We start from the raw sequence: 15,634 nt of genomic DNA, 5'->3' as shown, positions 1-15,634 counted from the left end.
CCTCGATCCGAGGAGCGGCCCTTCGGCCGTTGTGTGACGGGGGTCAGGCCTTGGCCGGGACCTCGTCCTCCGCGGCGGCGGGGGCCGGGACCACCGTCAGGCGGGCCTCGCGCTTCGCCGCCCGCTTGGCGCGGCGGCGCTCCTTGCGGAGCTCGACCATCGTGTAGAGGGTCGGCACGAGCAGCAGCGTCAGCACGGTAGAGCTGACCAGGCCGCCGATCACCACGACCGCGAGCGGCTGCGAGATGAAGCCGCCCTCGCCGGTGACGCCCAGCGCCATCGGGAGCAGCGCGAAGATCGTCGCCAGGGCCGTCATCAGGATCGGGCGCAGCCGGTGCCGGCCGCCCTCGATGACCGCTTCCACGACGCCCAGGCCCTGGGCGCGGTACTGGTTGACCAGGTCGATCAGGACGATCGCGTTGGTCACGACGATGCCGATGAGCATCAGCATGCCGATCATCGCCGGGACGCCCATCGGGGTGCCGGTGGCGATGAGCAGGCCGAGCGCGCCGGTCGCCGCGAACGGGATGGAGACCAGCAGGATCAGCGGCTGGACCAGCGACCGGAAGGTCGCGACCAGCAGCATGAACACGATCGCGATGGCCGCGAGCATGGCCAGGCCCAGCGAGCCGAAGGCCTCGTCCTGGTCCTCGGAGACGCCGCCGATGGACGCGGTGGCGCCTTCCGGCAGGTCCAGGGCCTTGAGCTTGGTCTGCAGCTCGGCGCTGACCGCGCCGGTGTTGTCGCCGAGCGGCCGTGCGGTGACGGTGGCGGCGCGGGCGCCGTCGATCCGGGTCATCGCGACCGGGCCGGGGACTTCCTTGACCTCGGCGATGTCACCGAGCTTGACGGGGCCGACGGGGAGCGCCTGCAGTTCGGCCAGGGTGGTGGCCGGCTGCGCGGACTTGATGACGATGTCCCGCTCGGTGTCGTCGAGCACGGCCTTGCCGGCCGGGTTGCCCCGGACGGCCTGCGCGACGATCGCGCCGAGCGCGGCCTGGTCCAGGCCGGCCTCGGCCGCCTTGGGGGTGGCGGTCACGGAGATGCGGGGCACGGACTGGGACAGGTCGCTCTGCACGTCGGCGACGTTCTTGAGCTTCGCGACCTCGACGCGGACCTGCTCGGCGGCCTCGGCGAGGAGCTTGCCGTCACCGGCCTTGACGACCACGCTGAGGTTCTGGCTGCCGAAGCCGTCGCCCGCCACGATGCGGGTCTCGCCGATGCCGTCGAGGGCGGCCAGCTTGCCCTCGATGCCCTTCTTGACGGCGTCCGCCTTGCCGGAGTCCTTCAGGCTGACCTGGTACGAGGCCTGGTTGGAGCCCGTACCGCCGCCGAAGGCCGCGAGGAAGCCGGAGGAGCCGACGGTGACCTGGTAGCTCTTGACCCCGTCGACCGAGGACAGCACCTGCTCGATCTTCCGGCTCGCCTCGTCGGAGGCGGCCAGCGAGGTGCCGGGGGCGAGCTCCTGCTTGACCGTCAGGACTTCCTGCTCGCCCTGGTCGAAGAAGTTGGTCTTCAGCAGCGGGGTCATCCCGAAGGTGCCGATCAGGACGACCACCGCGATGGCCACACTGGTCACCCGACGCCGGGTGGCGAAGCCCAGGACGCGGACGTAGAAGCCCTGGAGGCGGCTGCGCGCCTCCTTCTCCTCGGCCTCGCGGCGGGCCTTGGCCGCGCTCTCGGCGTTCCCGGGCTCGACGCCCTTGGGCGCGCTCAGGAACCAGTACGAGAGCACCGGTACGACCGTCAGCGAGACGAGCAACGAGGCCAGCAGGGCCGCGGTGACGGTGAGCGAGAAGGAGCCGAAGAGCTCGCCGATCATGCCGCTGGTGAGGCCGATCGGCAGGAAGACGGCGACGGTGGTGAGGGTGGAGGAGGTGACCGCGCCGGCGACCTCCTTGACCGCGGTGATGATCGCGGCCTCGCGCTCCTCGCCGTAGCCGAGGTGGCGCTTGATGTTCTCCAGGACCACGATCGAGTCGTCGACCACGCGGCCGATGGCGATGGTGAGGGCGCCCAGGGTCAGCATGTTCAGCGACAGGTCGCGGGTCCACAGCACGATGAGCGCGAGGACGACGGACAGCGGGATGGAGACCGCCGTGACCAGCGTCGAGCGCAGCGAGGCCAGGAAGACCAGGATCACGATCACCGCGAAGAGCAGGCCGAGCATGCCTTCGGTGGTGAGGCTGGAGATGGACTTGGCCACGGCCGGGCCCTGGTCGCTGACGACGGTCAGGTCGGCGCCGGCGCCGAGCGCGGTGCGCAGCTCGGGCAGCTTGTCCTTGACCGCGTCGGAGATGGCGACGGCGCTGCCGTCCTTGTCCATGGTGAGGACGAGGGCGAGGCTGGGCTTGCCGTTGGTGCGGGTGATCGAGACGGCCTTGGCCGGCTCCTGCTTGACGGTGGCGACGTCGCCGAGGCGGACGGCCGGCTTGCCCGGGCCGGGGGTCAGCCGCAGGTCCTCGACCTGGGCGAGGGAAGTGAAGCCGTTGCCCACGCGGACGGTGCGGTTCTTGCCGGCCTCGTCGAAGGAGCCGGCGGCGACGGCGGCGCCGCCCGCCTGGAGACCCTGGGCGAGGGAGGCGCCGTCGAGGCCGGCGGCCGCGAGCTTGGCGTTGTCGGGGGTGACGGTGACCTGGAGGTCCTGGACGCCGTCGACGGTGACCTGGCCGACGCCCTCGATGTCCGAGAGGACGGGCACGACGGATCGTTCCAGCTGGTCGGCGAGCGCCTGCTGGTCCTTGTCGGCGGTGACGGCCAGGATGACGGTCGGGATGTCGTCGGTGGAACCGGCCACGACCTGCGGGTCCACCTCGGCGGGCAGCCGGACGCGGGCCCGGTTCACGGCCTGCTGGACGTCGGCGACGAGCTGCTTGGTACCGCTGTCGCCGTAGTCGAAGGTGGCCATGATGAGGGCGTTGCCCTCGCTGGCGGTGGAGGTGATGCCGGTGATGCCGTCGACGCCCTTGAGCATGGCCTCGATCGGTTCGACGACCTGCTTCTCGACCACGTCGGGCGAGGCGCCCTCGTACGGCGCGAGCACGGACACCATCGGCAATTCGATGGAGGGCAGCAGCTGCTGCTTGAGCTGCGGGATGGCTATGGCGCCGAAGAGGAGCGCGACGATCGACACGAGGCCGACCAGGGCCCTTTGGGCCAGGCTGAAGCGGGACAGCCAGGACATGGGTATGAGATCTCTCTGCAGTGACGAACGCGAGGGCACTCCTACCCTGTCGCACCGGGGTGGCGCGTTTCGTCGCTCGCAGGTGCCGTCCTTATGTGCGGCATACCGCGCCTGGAGTACGTCGTACGGAGCGTTACTACTCTGCCCGCGGGCGGACCAGTCCCGATTCGTAGGCAATTACCACCAATTGGGCCCGGTCGCGGGCGCCGAGCTTCGCCATGGCCCGGTTCACGTGGGTCTTGACGGTCAGCGGACTGACCTCCAACCGCCCGGCGATCCCGTCGTTCGACAGCCCGGCCGCGACGAGTACGAGGACCTCGCGCTCCCGGACGGTCAGCGCGGCGAGCCGCTGCGCGTGCTCCCCGGTCGAGGCTCCGGCGGCGGCCGGATCGGCGCCGCCGCCCTGGGCGAGGAAGGTGGCGATGAGCCCTTTGGTGGCGGCCGGGGAGAGCAGCGCCTCGCCGGCCGCGGCGACGCGGATCGCGTTGAGCAGCTCCTCGGGTTCGGCCCCCTTGCCGAGGAAACCGGAGGCGCCGGCCCGCAGGGCCGAGACCACGTACTCGTCGACCTCGAAGGTCGTGAGCATCACCACGCGGACGGCGGCGAGTTCCGGGTCCGCGCTGATCATGCGGGTGGCGGCGAGCCCGTCGGTGCCGGGCATCCGGATGTCCATGAGGACGACGTCGGGGCGCATCCGGCGGGCGAGTTCGAAGGCCTGCGCCCCGTCGGAGGCCTCCCCGACGACCTCCATGTCGGGCTCGGAGTCGACGAGCACCTTGAACGCGCTGCGCAGCAGCGCCTGGTCGTCGGCGAGCAGCACCCTGACGGGCGCGGCGGAGGGCAGGTCCGTCGCATGTTGGTCCACGGGGTGAGCGTACGCGGGCCCGTCGGCCGTGCTCAGCCCAGGGCGAGGACGATCAGGGCCGTGGTCGCCGCGACCTCCGCGAGGGCGCCGAAGACGTCGCCGGTGACCCCGTCGAAGCGGCGTACGCAGCGGCGGAGCAGCAGTTCCGCGGCGAGCAGGGCGGCCAGGACCGCCGCCGCGCTCCGGCCGGCGGCGGTCAGGCCCAGCGGGAGTGCGGCGGCCCCGGCCAGGGCGACGGCGAGTACGGCGATCAGGGCGGCCGCGCGCCGCGGGACCACCCCGGCGACGGCGGCGCCGAGTCCCCCGGGGCGGGCCGCCGGGACGCCTTCCCGGCAGGCCAGGGTCATGGCGACGCGGGCCGCGACGGCGGCGACCACGGCGGCCAGGGCGCCGCGAATCCAGCTGTCGGCGTAGACGTCGGACAGGGCGGCCACCTGGAGGAGCAGCACGATCACCAGGGCCACGACGCCGAAGGGACCGATGTCGGACTGCTTCATGATCCGCAGGGCCTCGCCGGCGGGTTTGGCGCTGCCGAGGCCGTCGGCCGTGTCGGCGAGGCCGTCCAGGTGCAGTCCCCGGGTCAGCGCGGCCGGTACGGCGACGGTGACGGCCGCGGCGAGCAGCGGTCCCCCGCCGAGCAGCAGCAGGAGCGCTCCGGGTAGGGCCGCGAGCACGCCCACGACCAGCCCGGCGAGCGGGGCGCAGGCCATTCCGGTGCGGGCGGCGGGGCGGTCCCAGCGGGTGATGCGGGCGGGCAGCACGGTGAGGGTGCCGAACGCGAAACGGAGGCCGTCGCGGAGCGAGGCGCGTTCCGGGGGCGGCATCGTGGGCGGGCCGTCGTACGAATCTGTCATCGGCGGGAACGGTACCCGCTCGACGTGAGCGGTAAATTACCCATTACATGCCAAATAGGGAGTCAGTGGGATGGGTCACTGGTGGTATCGGAACATCGTCGAACCGGGGAAGCTGCCGCTCCTGCTCGCCCTGCTCTCCTTCGTGATGTCGTTCCTGGTCACCCGTGTGATCACCCGGATGATCCGGGCCGGCCGGGGGCCCTTCAAGAACGTCACACCGGGCGGTCTGCACATCCACCACGTGGTGCCGGGTGTGATCCTCGTGATCATCGGCGGCTTCGGCGCGGTCGGTAGCGGCCGGTACGGCTTCGGCGCGTACGTCTCCGCCGTGATCTTCGGCCTGGGCGCGGGCCTGGTCCTGGACGAGTTCGCGCTCATCCTGCACCTCGACGACGTCTACTGGAGCGAGCAGGGCCGCAAGAGCGTGGAGCTCGTGGTCATCACGGCCGCCGTCGTGGCCCTGGTCATCGGCGGCTTCGTGCCCTTCGGGGTGAACGACCTGTCGACCGAGGAGCGCCAGAGCCGCGGCCTGGTCGTCATGAACGGGGCCACCAACTTCTGCCTCTCCCTGCTGGCCCTGTGGAAGGGCAAGGCGCGCACCGCGCTCTTCGGCCTGGTCGTGCCCCTCGTGGCGCTGGTCGGCGCGATCCGGCTGGCCCGGCCCGGATCCCCGTACGCGAAGAGGTTCTACGTGAACCGGCCGCGCGCCCGGGCCAAGGCCGGGCTGCGCGCCTTCCACCACGACCGGCGCTGGGCTGGGCCGCGCCGCCGGTTCGAGAACTTCATCGGCGGGACCCCGGACCCGGAACACGGCTCGGACCAGGCGGTCCCCCTGGAGAAGCCGCCCCCGCACTGACGACGTGACGACGACGGCGGCGGGCCCTCCCCCTTCGCAAGGGGGAGGGCCCGCCGCCGTGTCGTCGGTGCACCCGGCCCGGGCTCAGCTCGGGATCAGCCCGGGATCAGTCCGTCCTCGCTGAGCATCTCCCTGACCTCGTCCAGGGAGGCGTCGTCACCGGGGAGGATCAGCTCGGACGGCTCCAGCGCGTCGTCCGGGAGCGGCGTGCCGAGTCGCCGTACGGCGTCGAGCAGCGCTCCCAGGGTCCGCCGGAAGCCCTCCTCGTCACCGCCCTCCAGCTCCGCGAGCAGTTCGTCGTCCAGCTTGTTGAGCTCGGCGAAGTGGCCGTCCGCCACTTCCACCTGGCCTTCCCCCATGATGCGGACAATCATGACGGGCCCCGTCCTACTGCTTGTCGAACCGGTGCGGCGCCTGCGGCTGCTGACCGTTGCCCTGCGCACCGCCCTCGATGGCCTGCTGCTGGGCGGACGGGCCGCCCGCCAGCTCGGCCTTCATGCGCTGGAGCTCCAGCTCCACGTCCGTACCGCCCGAGAGGCGGTCCAGCTCGGCCTGGATGTCGTCCTTGGAGCCGAGGCCGCTCTGGTCGTCGAGCGCGCCGGAGGCCAGCAGCTCGTCGATCGCACCGGCGCGCGCCTGCAGCTGCGCGGTCTTGTCCTCGGCCCGCTGGATGGCCAGGCCGACGTCGCTCATCTCCTCGGAGATGCCGGAGAAGGACTCCGCGATCCGGGTCTGCGCCTGGGCCGCCGTGTAGGTGGCCTTGATGGTCTCCTTCTTCGTGCGGAAGGCGTCCACCTTGGCCTGGAGCCGCTGGGCGGCGAGGGTCAGCTTCTCCTCCTCGCCCTGCAGGGTCTGGTGCTGCACCTCCAGGTCGCTGACCTGCTGCTGGAGCGAGGCGCGCCGGGACAGGGCCTCGCGGGCCAGGTCCTCGCGGCCCAGGGCGAGGGCCTTGCGGCCCTGGTCCTCCAGCTTGGCGGACTGCCCCTGGAGCTGGTTCAGCTGCAACTCCAGGCGCTTGCGGGAGGTCGCCACGTCGGCGACCCCGCGACGCACCTTCTGCAGCAGCTCCAACTGCTTCTGGTACGAGTAGTCGAGGGTTTCGCGCGGGTCCTCGGCCCGGTCAAGGGCCTTGTTCGCCTTCGCGCGGAAGATCATCCCCATACGCTTCATGACACCGCTCATGGGCTTCGCGCGCCCCCTTCTAGACGGACTGTGCTCCAGGTCACCGACAGAACCCACAGTACGGGCCCTGTCTCCATTACCGCACTGTTCGAGGACGGATGCGCTCCTCCTCCAGGACGACTACGCCCCCGCCCCATCAGGCGTAAGGAGTAGGTGATCCCAGGAGAACGGGCCCACCGCACGGACCATGCACAGGGAAGGACGCCCGCCGTTGCCGGATCGTTCCCCAGCGGGGTGGGGCCCGTGCCCGCAACCACGTAGGCTTGGGTTTTGTGTTTGGTAGCCGCTCCTCCAAGGAAGAGAAGGCCGCCGCCACCGACAAGGTGAGCGCCGACCTCTCGCAGCCCCGTGACCCGCAGGCCCCGAAGGGCCGCCCTACGCCGAAGCGTGCTGTGGCCCAGTCGCAGCGCAAGGCCGTGGTGGCCTCGACCGGCAACCGCAAGGAGGATGCCAAGCGAGCCCGTGAGCGTCGCCGCACGGAAATGGCCAAGCAGCGCGAAGCGCTGGCCAATGGCGACGAGCGTTACCTGCCCACCCGTGACAAGGGCCCCGTCCGCCGGTTCGTCCGCGACTACGTGGACTCCCGCTACTCGGTCGCCGAGATGTTCCTGCCCCTGGCAGTGGTCATCCTCGTCCTGAGCATGGTGCGCCAGAACTCGGTCCAGAGCATCGCGCTGCTGCTGTGGCTCGCCGTGATCGTCCTGATCATCCTCGACTCCATCGGCCTGGTCTTCCGCCTCCGCAAGGCCCTGGTCACGCGCTTCCCGGACGAGCCCCGCCGCGGCGCCATCGCCTACGGCCTTATGCGCACCCTCCAGATGCGCCGGCTCCGCCTCCCGAAGCCGCAGGTCAAGCGAGGAGAACGGCCCTGAGCCGAGCGACGCCCGGGATGTCGGGGGAAGGCTTCGCGGAAGGCGCCCGGCTCTGGCTCGAAGGCCTGGGCGGACTGCGCAACGCCGTCCGGCAGGAGCTCGTGGGCCGGCAGGTCGACGAACAGATCGCGCAGCGCTTCCCGGTCGGGCAGCGACTGCGCGTGCTCGACGTCGGCATGGGCCAGGGCACGCAGGCACTGCGGCTGGCCCGCGCCGGGCACAAGGTGACGGGTCTGGAGCAGGACCCCGGGATGCTGGCCGTCGCCCGCGAGGCGCTCGCCGCGGAGCCCGAAGGGATCCGCGACCGGGTCACCCTCCTGGAGGGCGACGGCCGCGAGACCGGGGCCCACTTCCTGCCGGGCAGCTTCGACGTGGTGCTGTGCCACGGGGTGCTGATGTACGTGCCCGAACCGGACGCCATGCTGGCCGGGCTGGCCCGGATGCTGGCTCCGGGCGGACTGCTGTCCCTGCTGGTGCGCAACGGCGACGCGCTCGCCATGCGGCCGGGGCTGGGCGGCGACTGGAAGGGCGCGCTGGCCGCGTTCGACTCCACCGACTACACGAACCGGCTGGGTCTGGAGGTCCGCGCGGACCGGCTGGCCGGACTGACCGCGACCCTGTCGGGGATCGGTGCGCCGCTGCAGTCCTGGTACGGCGTCCGCGTCTTCACCGACGGCACCGAGGCGGGCGAGGTCCTGCCGCCCGACGAGGAGCTGGAGCAGCTGCTGGCCGCCGAGGACCGCGCCGGTCGGATCGACCCCTACCGGGGCGTGGCGGCACTGCTGCACCTGTGCGGGGTCCGGGGCTAGGCCGTCTCTTTCGGATCGTGCCGGGCCCGCGACGCCCGGCACCGCGCCTGATCCCCCGGACTCCGTCCGGGGGCACTCCAGGTCGTCGGGGCGCCCGAGTACGTCCCGTACGCGGTGCGCACCTCCGCCTTGCGGGCCTGGGGAGACCCCCATGGCACCGGACGCCGCGGGCTCGGCCGACAAGGCCCACAAGAGACGGCCTGGCTCCGTCGACCGGGCCGCGAGCCCGCTCGGGCCGACCGCAGGCCCGTACGGGAGATGCACGAGGAAGGGGCGGGTCGGGGGTTCTCCCCCGACCCGCCCCTTCGTCGACTGCGGCCCGGTCCGACAGGGCCTAGGTCCGCCGGGCCCCCGGCAGGACTACGCGTCCAGGGCGGCGCGCAGGCTCATCGTGTAGAGCTCGGTCCCGCCGTCGTCGGACAGCTTCACCTGCTCGACGCCGCCTTCCAGCAGGTCCTTCCAGTACTCGCCGATCCAGGACTCCGCGTCCCCCTGCGTGGTGAACTCCTCGGGTACCACCGACGGGCTCGTCTCGGTGCCGTCGGCCGTCTCGAACCGCCACGTCCACGCCATGTCCGCCTCCGTTGTTCGCACGCTTCCTACCCTGAGTCTGCCCGCAGAGTAACCGGGCGCGCAGCAGTCTCGGCGACGCGGGAGGATCATCCTGTGGAACTCACTCTGCTCGGCACCGGAACACCCGAAGGCCTGCCCCGCCCCGGCTGCCCCTGCGCGGCCTGCGCCGTCTCCGTCGGCGCGCGCTCGCGCGCCGCCACGGCCGTCCTCGTCGACGGGGCGCTGCTGCTGGACCTGACCCCCGGGGCGGTGCTGGCGGGTGCCCGGGCCGGGCATTCGCTGTCCGGTGTGCGGCAGGTGCTGCTGACCCACCCGCACGACGGGCCCGCGGTCGAACTGCCGCCCGGGCTGCCGGCCGCCGGGCGGGTGCCGGACGGGCGGGAGCTCGCGGTGATCTCCGGGCACCGGGTGCGGGCGGTGCCGATGGACGCGCCGGGCACCGGGTACGAGGTGACCGGCCCGGACGGCGCACGGCTGCTGTACCTGCCGCCGGGCGGGGCCCCGTCCGGGCTCGCCGACCGGGCCGGGCAGCGCCCGTACGACATGGTCCTCATGGACGTGCTGGGCCGGCCCGAGGCGCTGGCGCGGCTGCGGGCGAGCGGCGCCGTCGGCCCGGCGACGGACGTGATCGCCGTCCACCTGGACCACGACACCCCGCCGGGCCGGGAGCTGGAGCGCCGGTGCGCGGCGGCCGGGGCCCGGGCGGTGCCGGACGGGACGACCGTGATCGTCGGGGAGTACCGCGCGGCGGCGGAACTGCCGCGCCGGACGCTGGTGCTGGGCGGGGCCCGCTCCGGCAAGTCCGTGGAGGCGGAGCGGCGGCTGGAGTCCTTCCCGGAGGTGGTCTACGTGGCCACCGGCGGCACCCGGGACGGCGACGCGGAATGGGCCGAGCGGATCGACCTGCACCGGGAGCGCCGGCCGGGGAGCTGGCGGACGGTGGAGACGTGCGAGCTGGTTGCGCTGTTGGCCGCCGACGGGCCGCCGCTGCTGATCGACTGCCTGGCGCTGTGGTTGACGGACGCGATGGACCGGGTCGGGGCGTGGGACGACGCGGTGTGGGCCGAGGAGGGACAGCAGCAGCTCGCTGGGCGGACCGCCGAGCTGGTGGCGGCCGTGCGCGCGACCCGCCGTCCGGTGGTGATGGTCAGCAACGAGGTGGGCTCGGGCGTCGTCCCGGCGACCGCCGCGGGCCGCCGCTTCCGCGACGAGCTGGGGCGGCTGAACGCGGCCGTCGCGGGCGAGTGCGAGCACGTGCTCCTCGTCGTCGCGGGCCTGGTGACCGTGCTCAAGGAATAGCGCGAGGAACGGCCCGAGGAACGGCCCGAGTAACGGCCCGGGAAGGCATCGGAGGGGCAGGGCCACGAGGGGTCCGACGGCCGGTCACCGAAGGCCTGAGGGAGGGCCTTACCGGCTGTACTCTCTGGCAGATGAGCACGCTGAATCTCGACGACTTCTCCGATCTGATCGAGCGCCCCGACGGGGGCGTCCGGCGTGACGCCGAGGAACGCCGTGAGCGCCTCGCCGTCCCGCCCGGCGCGCTGGGCCGGCTCGACGAACTCGCCGAGTGGCTCGCCGCCGCGCAGGGTCGAGTTCCGGTCAAACCGATCGAGCGCCCCCGCGTGGTGCTGTTCGCCGCCGACCACGGGATCGCCGCCGAGGGCGTCTCCGCCCGGGCCGCGTCCACCGGCCACGCACTGGTGCGGGCCGTCCTCGACGGGGCCAGTCCCGTGGCCGTCCTGGCCGGCCGGTTCGGCGCCACCATACGGATCGTCGACGCCGGGCTCGACTGCGACCCCGAGCTGCTCCCCGCGGACGTGGTCGGGCACCGGGTCCGGCGCGGCAGCGGCCGGATCGACGTCGAGGACGCGCTGACGGCCGAGGAGGCCGAGGCCGCGGTGCGGCTCGGGATGCGGATCGCCGACGAGGAGGCCGACTCCGGAACGGATCTGGTCGTCCTCGGTGACCTGAGCGTGGGCGGGACCACCGTCGCCGCGACCCTCGTCGCCGCCCTGTGCGGAACCGACGCCTCGGTGGTCACCGGCCGCGGCGGCCTGCCCATCGACGACCTGGCCTGGATGCGCAAGTGCGCGGCGATCCGCGACGCGCTGCGCCGGGCCCGCCCGGTCCTCGGCGACCAGGTGGCGCTGCTGGCCGCGGTCGGCGGTGCTGACGTGGCCGCCATCACCGGATTCCTCCTCCAGTGTGCGGTGCGCCGTACTCCGGTCATCCTTGACGGTGTCGTTTCGGCGGCGTGCGGGCTGGTGGCCCAGCGGGCCGCGTTCCGGGCTCCGGACTGGTGGCTGGCCGGACAGGCCAGCGGCGAGCCGGGTCAGGCGAAGGCACTTGACCGAATGGCGCTCAACCCCGTACTCGATCACGGCGTCACAGTTGGTGAAGGTACCGGGGCGTTGCTGGCCCTTCCCCTCGTCCAGGCGGCCGCCGCACTCGCGGCGGAACTGCCGGAGCGGGCGGTGGAGGAGCCGACGGAATGAGCCGCCGGGGGCCCCGGTCCTGACCAGGCCGAGGCCCCCGACCGCGCAATCACGGACAGCTACGCCCCATATGATCGCTTTTTATGGGAGAGGTCCGTTTGACCAGCGCAGAGACCGACCGCACCGCCGCACCGGTGACCGGTCCGTCAGCCGGTAGGAAAGAGACCGGCGGCGACCCCGCCGGCAGGGCGGCGGGGAGCGGCCGGGAGACCGGCCGGGGGAGCGCCCGCTCGCAGCACGGCGCCGCGTTCGCGGTGTGGTACCTGCGCGCCGTCACCTTCATCAACTTCCTCAGCGCGGTGTGGGTTTCGCTCGGGCAGGACCTCAGGCGCCACAACATCGAGGACTTCTACACCCCGTACATGCTCACCGCGGGGTTCGCCTCCGGGCTGTTCACGCTGCTGCTCGCCGTCACCCTCGGCCGCCGCAAGCGGGCCTCCTGGATCCTCAACCTCGTCCTCAGCGGCCTGCTGGCCCTGCTGCTCGCCTATGCGCTCTCCACGCACGAGGAGATCCGCGAGCACCCGCAGAACTGGGTCTCCCTGGTCCTGACCGCCGCCTTCACGGGGGCCCTGCTGCTGGGCCGCCACGAGTTCTACGCCAAGGGCGACCGCTCCAACCCCGCGCTCGCCAGCGCCGTCGCCGCCGTCGGCCTGCTGCTCACCTCGCTGGTCGCGGCCCTGCTCGTCGGCGCCACCAACACCTCCCCGCTCAGCGCCGAGGCCTCCTTCCCGGAGCGCTGGTGGTACGGCGTGATGCGGCTGATCACCCTGACGCCCGGCGAGCGGGCCTCCGAGGCGATCACCACGCCCGGCTGGGTGGACGTCTTCATCAACGTCATGTCGATGCTGCTGCTGCTCGCCGTGCTGTTCGCCGCCTTCCGCTCGCGCCGCGCCGTCGACCCGATCAGCGAGGAGGACGAGGAGCGGTTGCGGGCGCTGCTGGCCCGCCAGGGCGACCGCGACTCGCTCGGCTACTTCGCGCTGCGCCGCGAGAAGTCCGTCATCTGGTCCCCCACCGGCAAGGCCGCCGTCACCTACCGCGTCGTCGGCGGGGTCTCCCTGGCCTCCGGCGACCCGATCGGCGACCCCGAGGCCTGGCCGGGCGCCATCGATCCGTGGCTGGCCGAGGCCCGTGAGCACGGCTGGGTGCCGGCCGTGATGGGGGCGAGCGAGGAGGCCGGGCAGATCTACGCCCGGCACGGCCTGGACGCCCTCGAACTCGGTGACGAGGCGATCGTCGAGACCGCCGATTTCACCCTGGAGGGCCGCGCCATGCGGACCGTCCGGCAGGCCTTCAACCGCGTCAAGCGGGCCGGGTACACCGTCCGCATCCGCCGCCACGACGACATCCCGGCCGACGAGATGGCCGAATTGGTGCGCCGCGCCGACGACTGGCGGGACGGCGCCACAGAGCGCGGCTTCTCCATGGCGCTGGGCCGGCTGGGCGACCCCGCCGACGGCCAGTGCGTGATGCTGGAGTGCACCGACGGCAACGGTGACCTGCGGGCCGTGCTGTCCTTCGTACCGTGGGGGCCCAAGGGTCTGTCGCTGGACCTGATGCGGCGTGACCGGGACTCCGAGAACGGCCTGATGGAGTTCATGGTCATCGAGCTCCTCGAACGCTCCAAGGAGATCGGGGTCACCCAGGTCTCCCTCAACTTCGCCATGTTCCGGTCCGTCTTCGAGCGCGGCTCCCGCCTCGGCGCCGGTCCGGTGCTGCGCATGTGGCGCTCGCTGCTCAGCTTCTTCTCCCGCTGGTGGCAGATCGAGTCCCTCTACCGGGCCAACGCCAAATACCGGCCGATCTGGGAACCGCGGTTCATGCTCTTCGAGAAGAGTTCGGACCTGCTGCGGATCGGTGTCGCGGCCGGCCGGGCCGAGGGCTTCCTGGAGGCCCCCGGCCTTCCGAAGTGGCTGCACCGCAGACACCTGGAGACCCTCCGTTGACAGCGTGGAGCACCTCCTCATTCCGGCGGTTCGCCCGCCGTGAGTGGGGCCCCATGTTCTGGACCGTCCGGGACGCGCTCGTGCGCGACAGGTGGCGGGCGATCCCGATGACCATCGGCGCGGTCTGTCTGACCTCGGTCTTCCAGATCGTGCAGAACACCTCTTGGGGGTTCCAGCCGGTCCAGGACCTCGGATCGGTCAAAGCCGCCGACCCGCTCGGGCTGGCCCTCCTGCGCACCCCGCTGTCCCTGTTCGTCCCCGCCCTGGACCTGCCGGTGTGGGGGGCGCTCGCGCAGATCCTGCTCGTCTTCGGCGTCGCCGAGATCTGCATCGGCTGGTGGCGCACCCTGCTGATCGGCTACGTCGCCACCCTCGCCGGGACGACGTACGCGCGGATCGGGCTCGCGCTCGGGCCGGAGCATCCTCTCGGTCTGCCGGTGTCCGACCGGATCGTCAACGACACCGGGCCCTCGGCGGCGGTGGTGGGGCTGGCCATCTACGTCTGCTGGCGCTACCGGGCGTACCTGACCGGCGCCCTGGTGATCCTGGCGATGATCGGCGAGGTGCTGGTCAAGGACAACCTGGCGGGCAAGGAGCACCTGGCGGCCATCACCGCCGTCATGGCGGTGTGCGTGGTGCGGGCGCGCTGGTTTCCGGCGCGGTCCCGCGTCGCGCTCGGGCCCCACCCTCCGCCGTAGGGGGCACCGGCGGATGAGGCCGTACCGTATCGGGGTGACGACAGACCTCGGGCGGTTCGCCCCCACCCGGCAGTGGATGCGGGCCCATCCGCTCGCCACCGATGCCGTGCTGGCGTTCGGGGCGTTCGTCGCCATGGTCGTCGGCTCCTTCGCCGATCCGCACGGGCCGCACGGACCCACCTTCGGGACGCGCACCCCGGAGCCGTTCTCGCTGCTGCTGATGCTGCTCGGGGCGGCCGCCCTGGTGTTCCGGCGCCGCCAGCCTCGCGCCGTGCTCGCCGTGACCTGCGGGCTGTCCCTGCTGGAGCTGACCACCGGGGAGCCGCGGGCGCCCGTCGCCATGTGCGCGGTGATCGCCCTCTACACGGTGGCCGCCCACACCGACCGGCCGACGACCTGGCGGATCGGGCTGCTCACCATGGCGGGGCTGACGGGCGTGGCCATGCTCGCCGGGCCGCTGCCCTGGTACGCGCAGGAGAACATCGGGATCTTCGCCTGGACCGGGATGGCCTCGGCCGCCGGGGACGCCGTGCGCAGCCGGCGGGCCTTCGTCGACGCCATCCGGGAACGGGCCGAGCGCGCCGAGCGGACCCGGGACGAGGAGGCCAGGCGGCGGGTCGCCGAGGAGCGGCTGCGGATCGCCCGGGACCTGCACGACGTGGTGGCCCATCACATCGCCCTGGTCAACGTGCAGGCGGGAGTGGCCGCGCACGTCATGGACAAGCGCCCGGACCAGGCCAAGGAGGCGCTGGCGCACGTACGGGACGCCAGCCGGTCGGCGCTGAACGAGCTGCGGGCCACGGTCGGGCTGCTGCGGCAGTCCGGCGACCCGGAGGCACCGACGGAGCCCGCGCCGGGGCTCGGCGTCCTGGACGAGCTGGTGGACACCTTCCGGCACGCCGGGCTGCCGGTGGAGGTCATCGTCCAGGTGGACGGCGAGCCGGGGGTGCTGCCGGCGGCGGTGGACCTGGCGGCGTACCGGGTGATCCAGGAGGCGCTGACGAACGTCCGCAAGCACGCAGGCCCGGGGGCGAAGGCGGAGGTCAGCGTGGTGCGGGTCGGGCCGTCGGTGGAGGTGACCGTCCTCGACGACGGCGGCGAGGGCGCCGATCCGGCCCCGGAACCGGCCGACCCGGGCGGTGGCCACGGCCTCCTCGGCATGCGCGAGCGCACCGGCGCCCTGGGCGGCTCCTGCTTCGCGGGCCCCCGCTACGGCGGCGGCTACCGCGTCCACGCCATCCTCCCCCTGGGGTAGCCAATTCCAGCCTCGCCGGCGTTTGAGGCGCGGGTCCGGGCG

Annotated in this window: 14 protein-coding genes; 8 read left to right on the top strand and 6 right to left on the bottom strand. The window is 72.7% G+C overall.

All coding sequences use genetic code 11. The features are described from left to right. Positions 1 to 43: 43 nt before the first annotated feature. From OG594_RS10395 to OG594_RS10385, 3 genes are all read right to left on the bottom strand, one after another. Positions 44 to 3,184, bottom strand: a complete 3,141-nt coding sequence (locus tag OG594_RS10395; RefSeq protein WP_266597454.1) for an efflux RND transporter permease subunit — start codon at positions 3,182 to 3,184, stop codon at positions 44 to 46. A 136-nt stretch (positions 3,185 to 3,320) separates the two neighbouring features. Further along, positions 3,321 to 4,049, bottom strand: coding sequence for a response regulator transcription factor (locus tag OG594_RS10390; protein ID WP_266597452.1), 729 nt, complete (start codon positions 4,047 to 4,049; stop codon positions 3,321 to 3,323). A 32-nt stretch (positions 4,050 to 4,081) separates the two neighbouring features. Then, a complete protein-coding gene (locus OG594_RS10385; RefSeq protein WP_266597450.1) occupies positions 4,082 to 4,903 on the bottom strand; it encodes an adenosylcobinamide-GDP ribazoletransferase in 822 nt (273 codons plus the stop codon). Positions 4,904 to 4,973: 70 nt separating this feature from the next. Between OG594_RS10385 and OG594_RS10380 the strand changes: the two genes are divergently transcribed. Then, the gene (locus tag OG594_RS10380) at positions 4,974 to 5,759 is read left to right on the top strand and encodes a hypothetical protein (RefSeq protein WP_266597448.1); all 786 of its coding nucleotides are present in this window, start codon (positions 4,974 to 4,976) and stop codon (positions 5,757 to 5,759) included. A 95-nt stretch (positions 5,760 to 5,854) separates the two neighbouring features. Here OG594_RS10380 and OG594_RS10375 read toward each other — a convergent pair whose 3' ends face one another. Beyond that, on the bottom strand, positions 5,855 to 6,133 hold the full coding sequence (locus OG594_RS10375) for a hypothetical protein (RefSeq protein WP_266597446.1): 279 nt from the start codon (positions 6,131 to 6,133) through the stop codon (positions 5,855 to 5,857). Between the two features lie 13 nt (positions 6,134 to 6,146). Further along, on the bottom strand, positions 6,147 to 6,941 hold the full coding sequence (locus OG594_RS10370) for a PspA/IM30 family protein (RefSeq protein ID WP_202201873.1): 795 nt from the start codon (positions 6,939 to 6,941) through the stop codon (positions 6,147 to 6,149). 263 nt (positions 6,942 to 7,204) lie between these two features. On the opposite strand from OG594_RS10370, the gene OG594_RS10365 reads away from it, so the two are divergent. Together OG594_RS10365 and OG594_RS10360 are read left to right on the top strand one after the other, a co-directional pair. Beyond that, on the top strand, positions 7,205 to 7,813 hold the full coding sequence (locus OG594_RS10365) for a DUF3043 domain-containing protein (RefSeq protein WP_266597443.1): 609 nt from the start codon (positions 7,205 to 7,207) through the stop codon (positions 7,811 to 7,813). A gap of 17 nt (positions 7,814 to 7,830) precedes the next feature. Further along, positions 7,831 to 8,622, top strand: coding sequence for a bifunctional 2-polyprenyl-6-hydroxyphenol methylase/3-demethylubiquinol 3-O-methyltransferase UbiG (locus tag OG594_RS10360; RefSeq protein ID WP_266597441.1), 792 nt, complete (start codon positions 7,831 to 7,833; stop codon positions 8,620 to 8,622). 360 nt (positions 8,623 to 8,982) lie between these two features. Here the strand turns inward: OG594_RS10360 and OG594_RS10355 are convergent, their stop codons facing one another. Next, on the bottom strand, positions 8,983 to 9,195 hold the full coding sequence (locus OG594_RS10355) for a hypothetical protein (protein WP_030011614.1): 213 nt from the start codon (positions 9,193 to 9,195) through the stop codon (positions 8,983 to 8,985). 93 nt (positions 9,196 to 9,288) lie between these two features. Between OG594_RS10355 and OG594_RS10350 the strand changes: the two genes are divergently transcribed. From OG594_RS10350 to OG594_RS10330, 5 genes are all read left to right on the top strand, one after another. After that, positions 9,289 to 10,494, top strand: coding sequence for a bifunctional adenosylcobinamide kinase/adenosylcobinamide-phosphate guanylyltransferase (locus tag OG594_RS10350; protein ID WP_266597438.1), 1,206 nt, complete (start codon positions 9,289 to 9,291; stop codon positions 10,492 to 10,494). A 131-nt stretch (positions 10,495 to 10,625) separates the two neighbouring features. Beyond that, complete coding sequence (gene cobT, locus OG594_RS10345) at positions 10,626 to 11,690, top strand: nicotinate-nucleotide--dimethylbenzimidazole phosphoribosyltransferase (protein WP_266597436.1); 1,065 nt, start codon at positions 10,626 to 10,628, stop codon at positions 11,688 to 11,690. Positions 11,691 to 11,773: 83 nt separating this feature from the next. Beyond that, positions 11,774 to 13,639: a phosphatidylglycerol lysyltransferase domain-containing protein gene (locus OG594_RS10340; RefSeq protein WP_266597434.1), complete on the top strand. Its 1,866-nt coding sequence runs from the start codon at positions 11,774 to 11,776 to the stop codon at positions 13,637 to 13,639. 53 nt (positions 13,640 to 13,692) lie between these two features. Continuing rightward, the gene (locus OG594_RS10335) at positions 13,693 to 14,337 is read left to right on the top strand and encodes a hypothetical protein (protein WP_266597432.1); all 645 of its coding nucleotides are present in this window, start codon (positions 13,693 to 13,695) and stop codon (positions 14,335 to 14,337) included. 76 nt (positions 14,338 to 14,413) lie between these two features. Further along, positions 14,414 to 15,592 carry a sensor histidine kinase gene (locus OG594_RS10330; RefSeq protein ID WP_266602768.1) on the top strand — a complete coding sequence of 393 codons (1,179 nt, stop codon included), beginning with the start codon at positions 14,414 to 14,416 and terminating at the stop codon, positions 15,590 to 15,592. Positions 15,593 to 15,634 lie beyond the last annotated feature (42 nt).

The sequence above is a fragment of the Streptomyces sp. NBC_01214 genome (assembly GCF_026340975.1).
Classification (GTDB): Bacteria; Actinomycetota; Actinomycetes; order Streptomycetales; family Streptomycetaceae; genus Streptomyces.
This window is presented reverse-complemented; position numbering and strand designations above follow the sequence as displayed.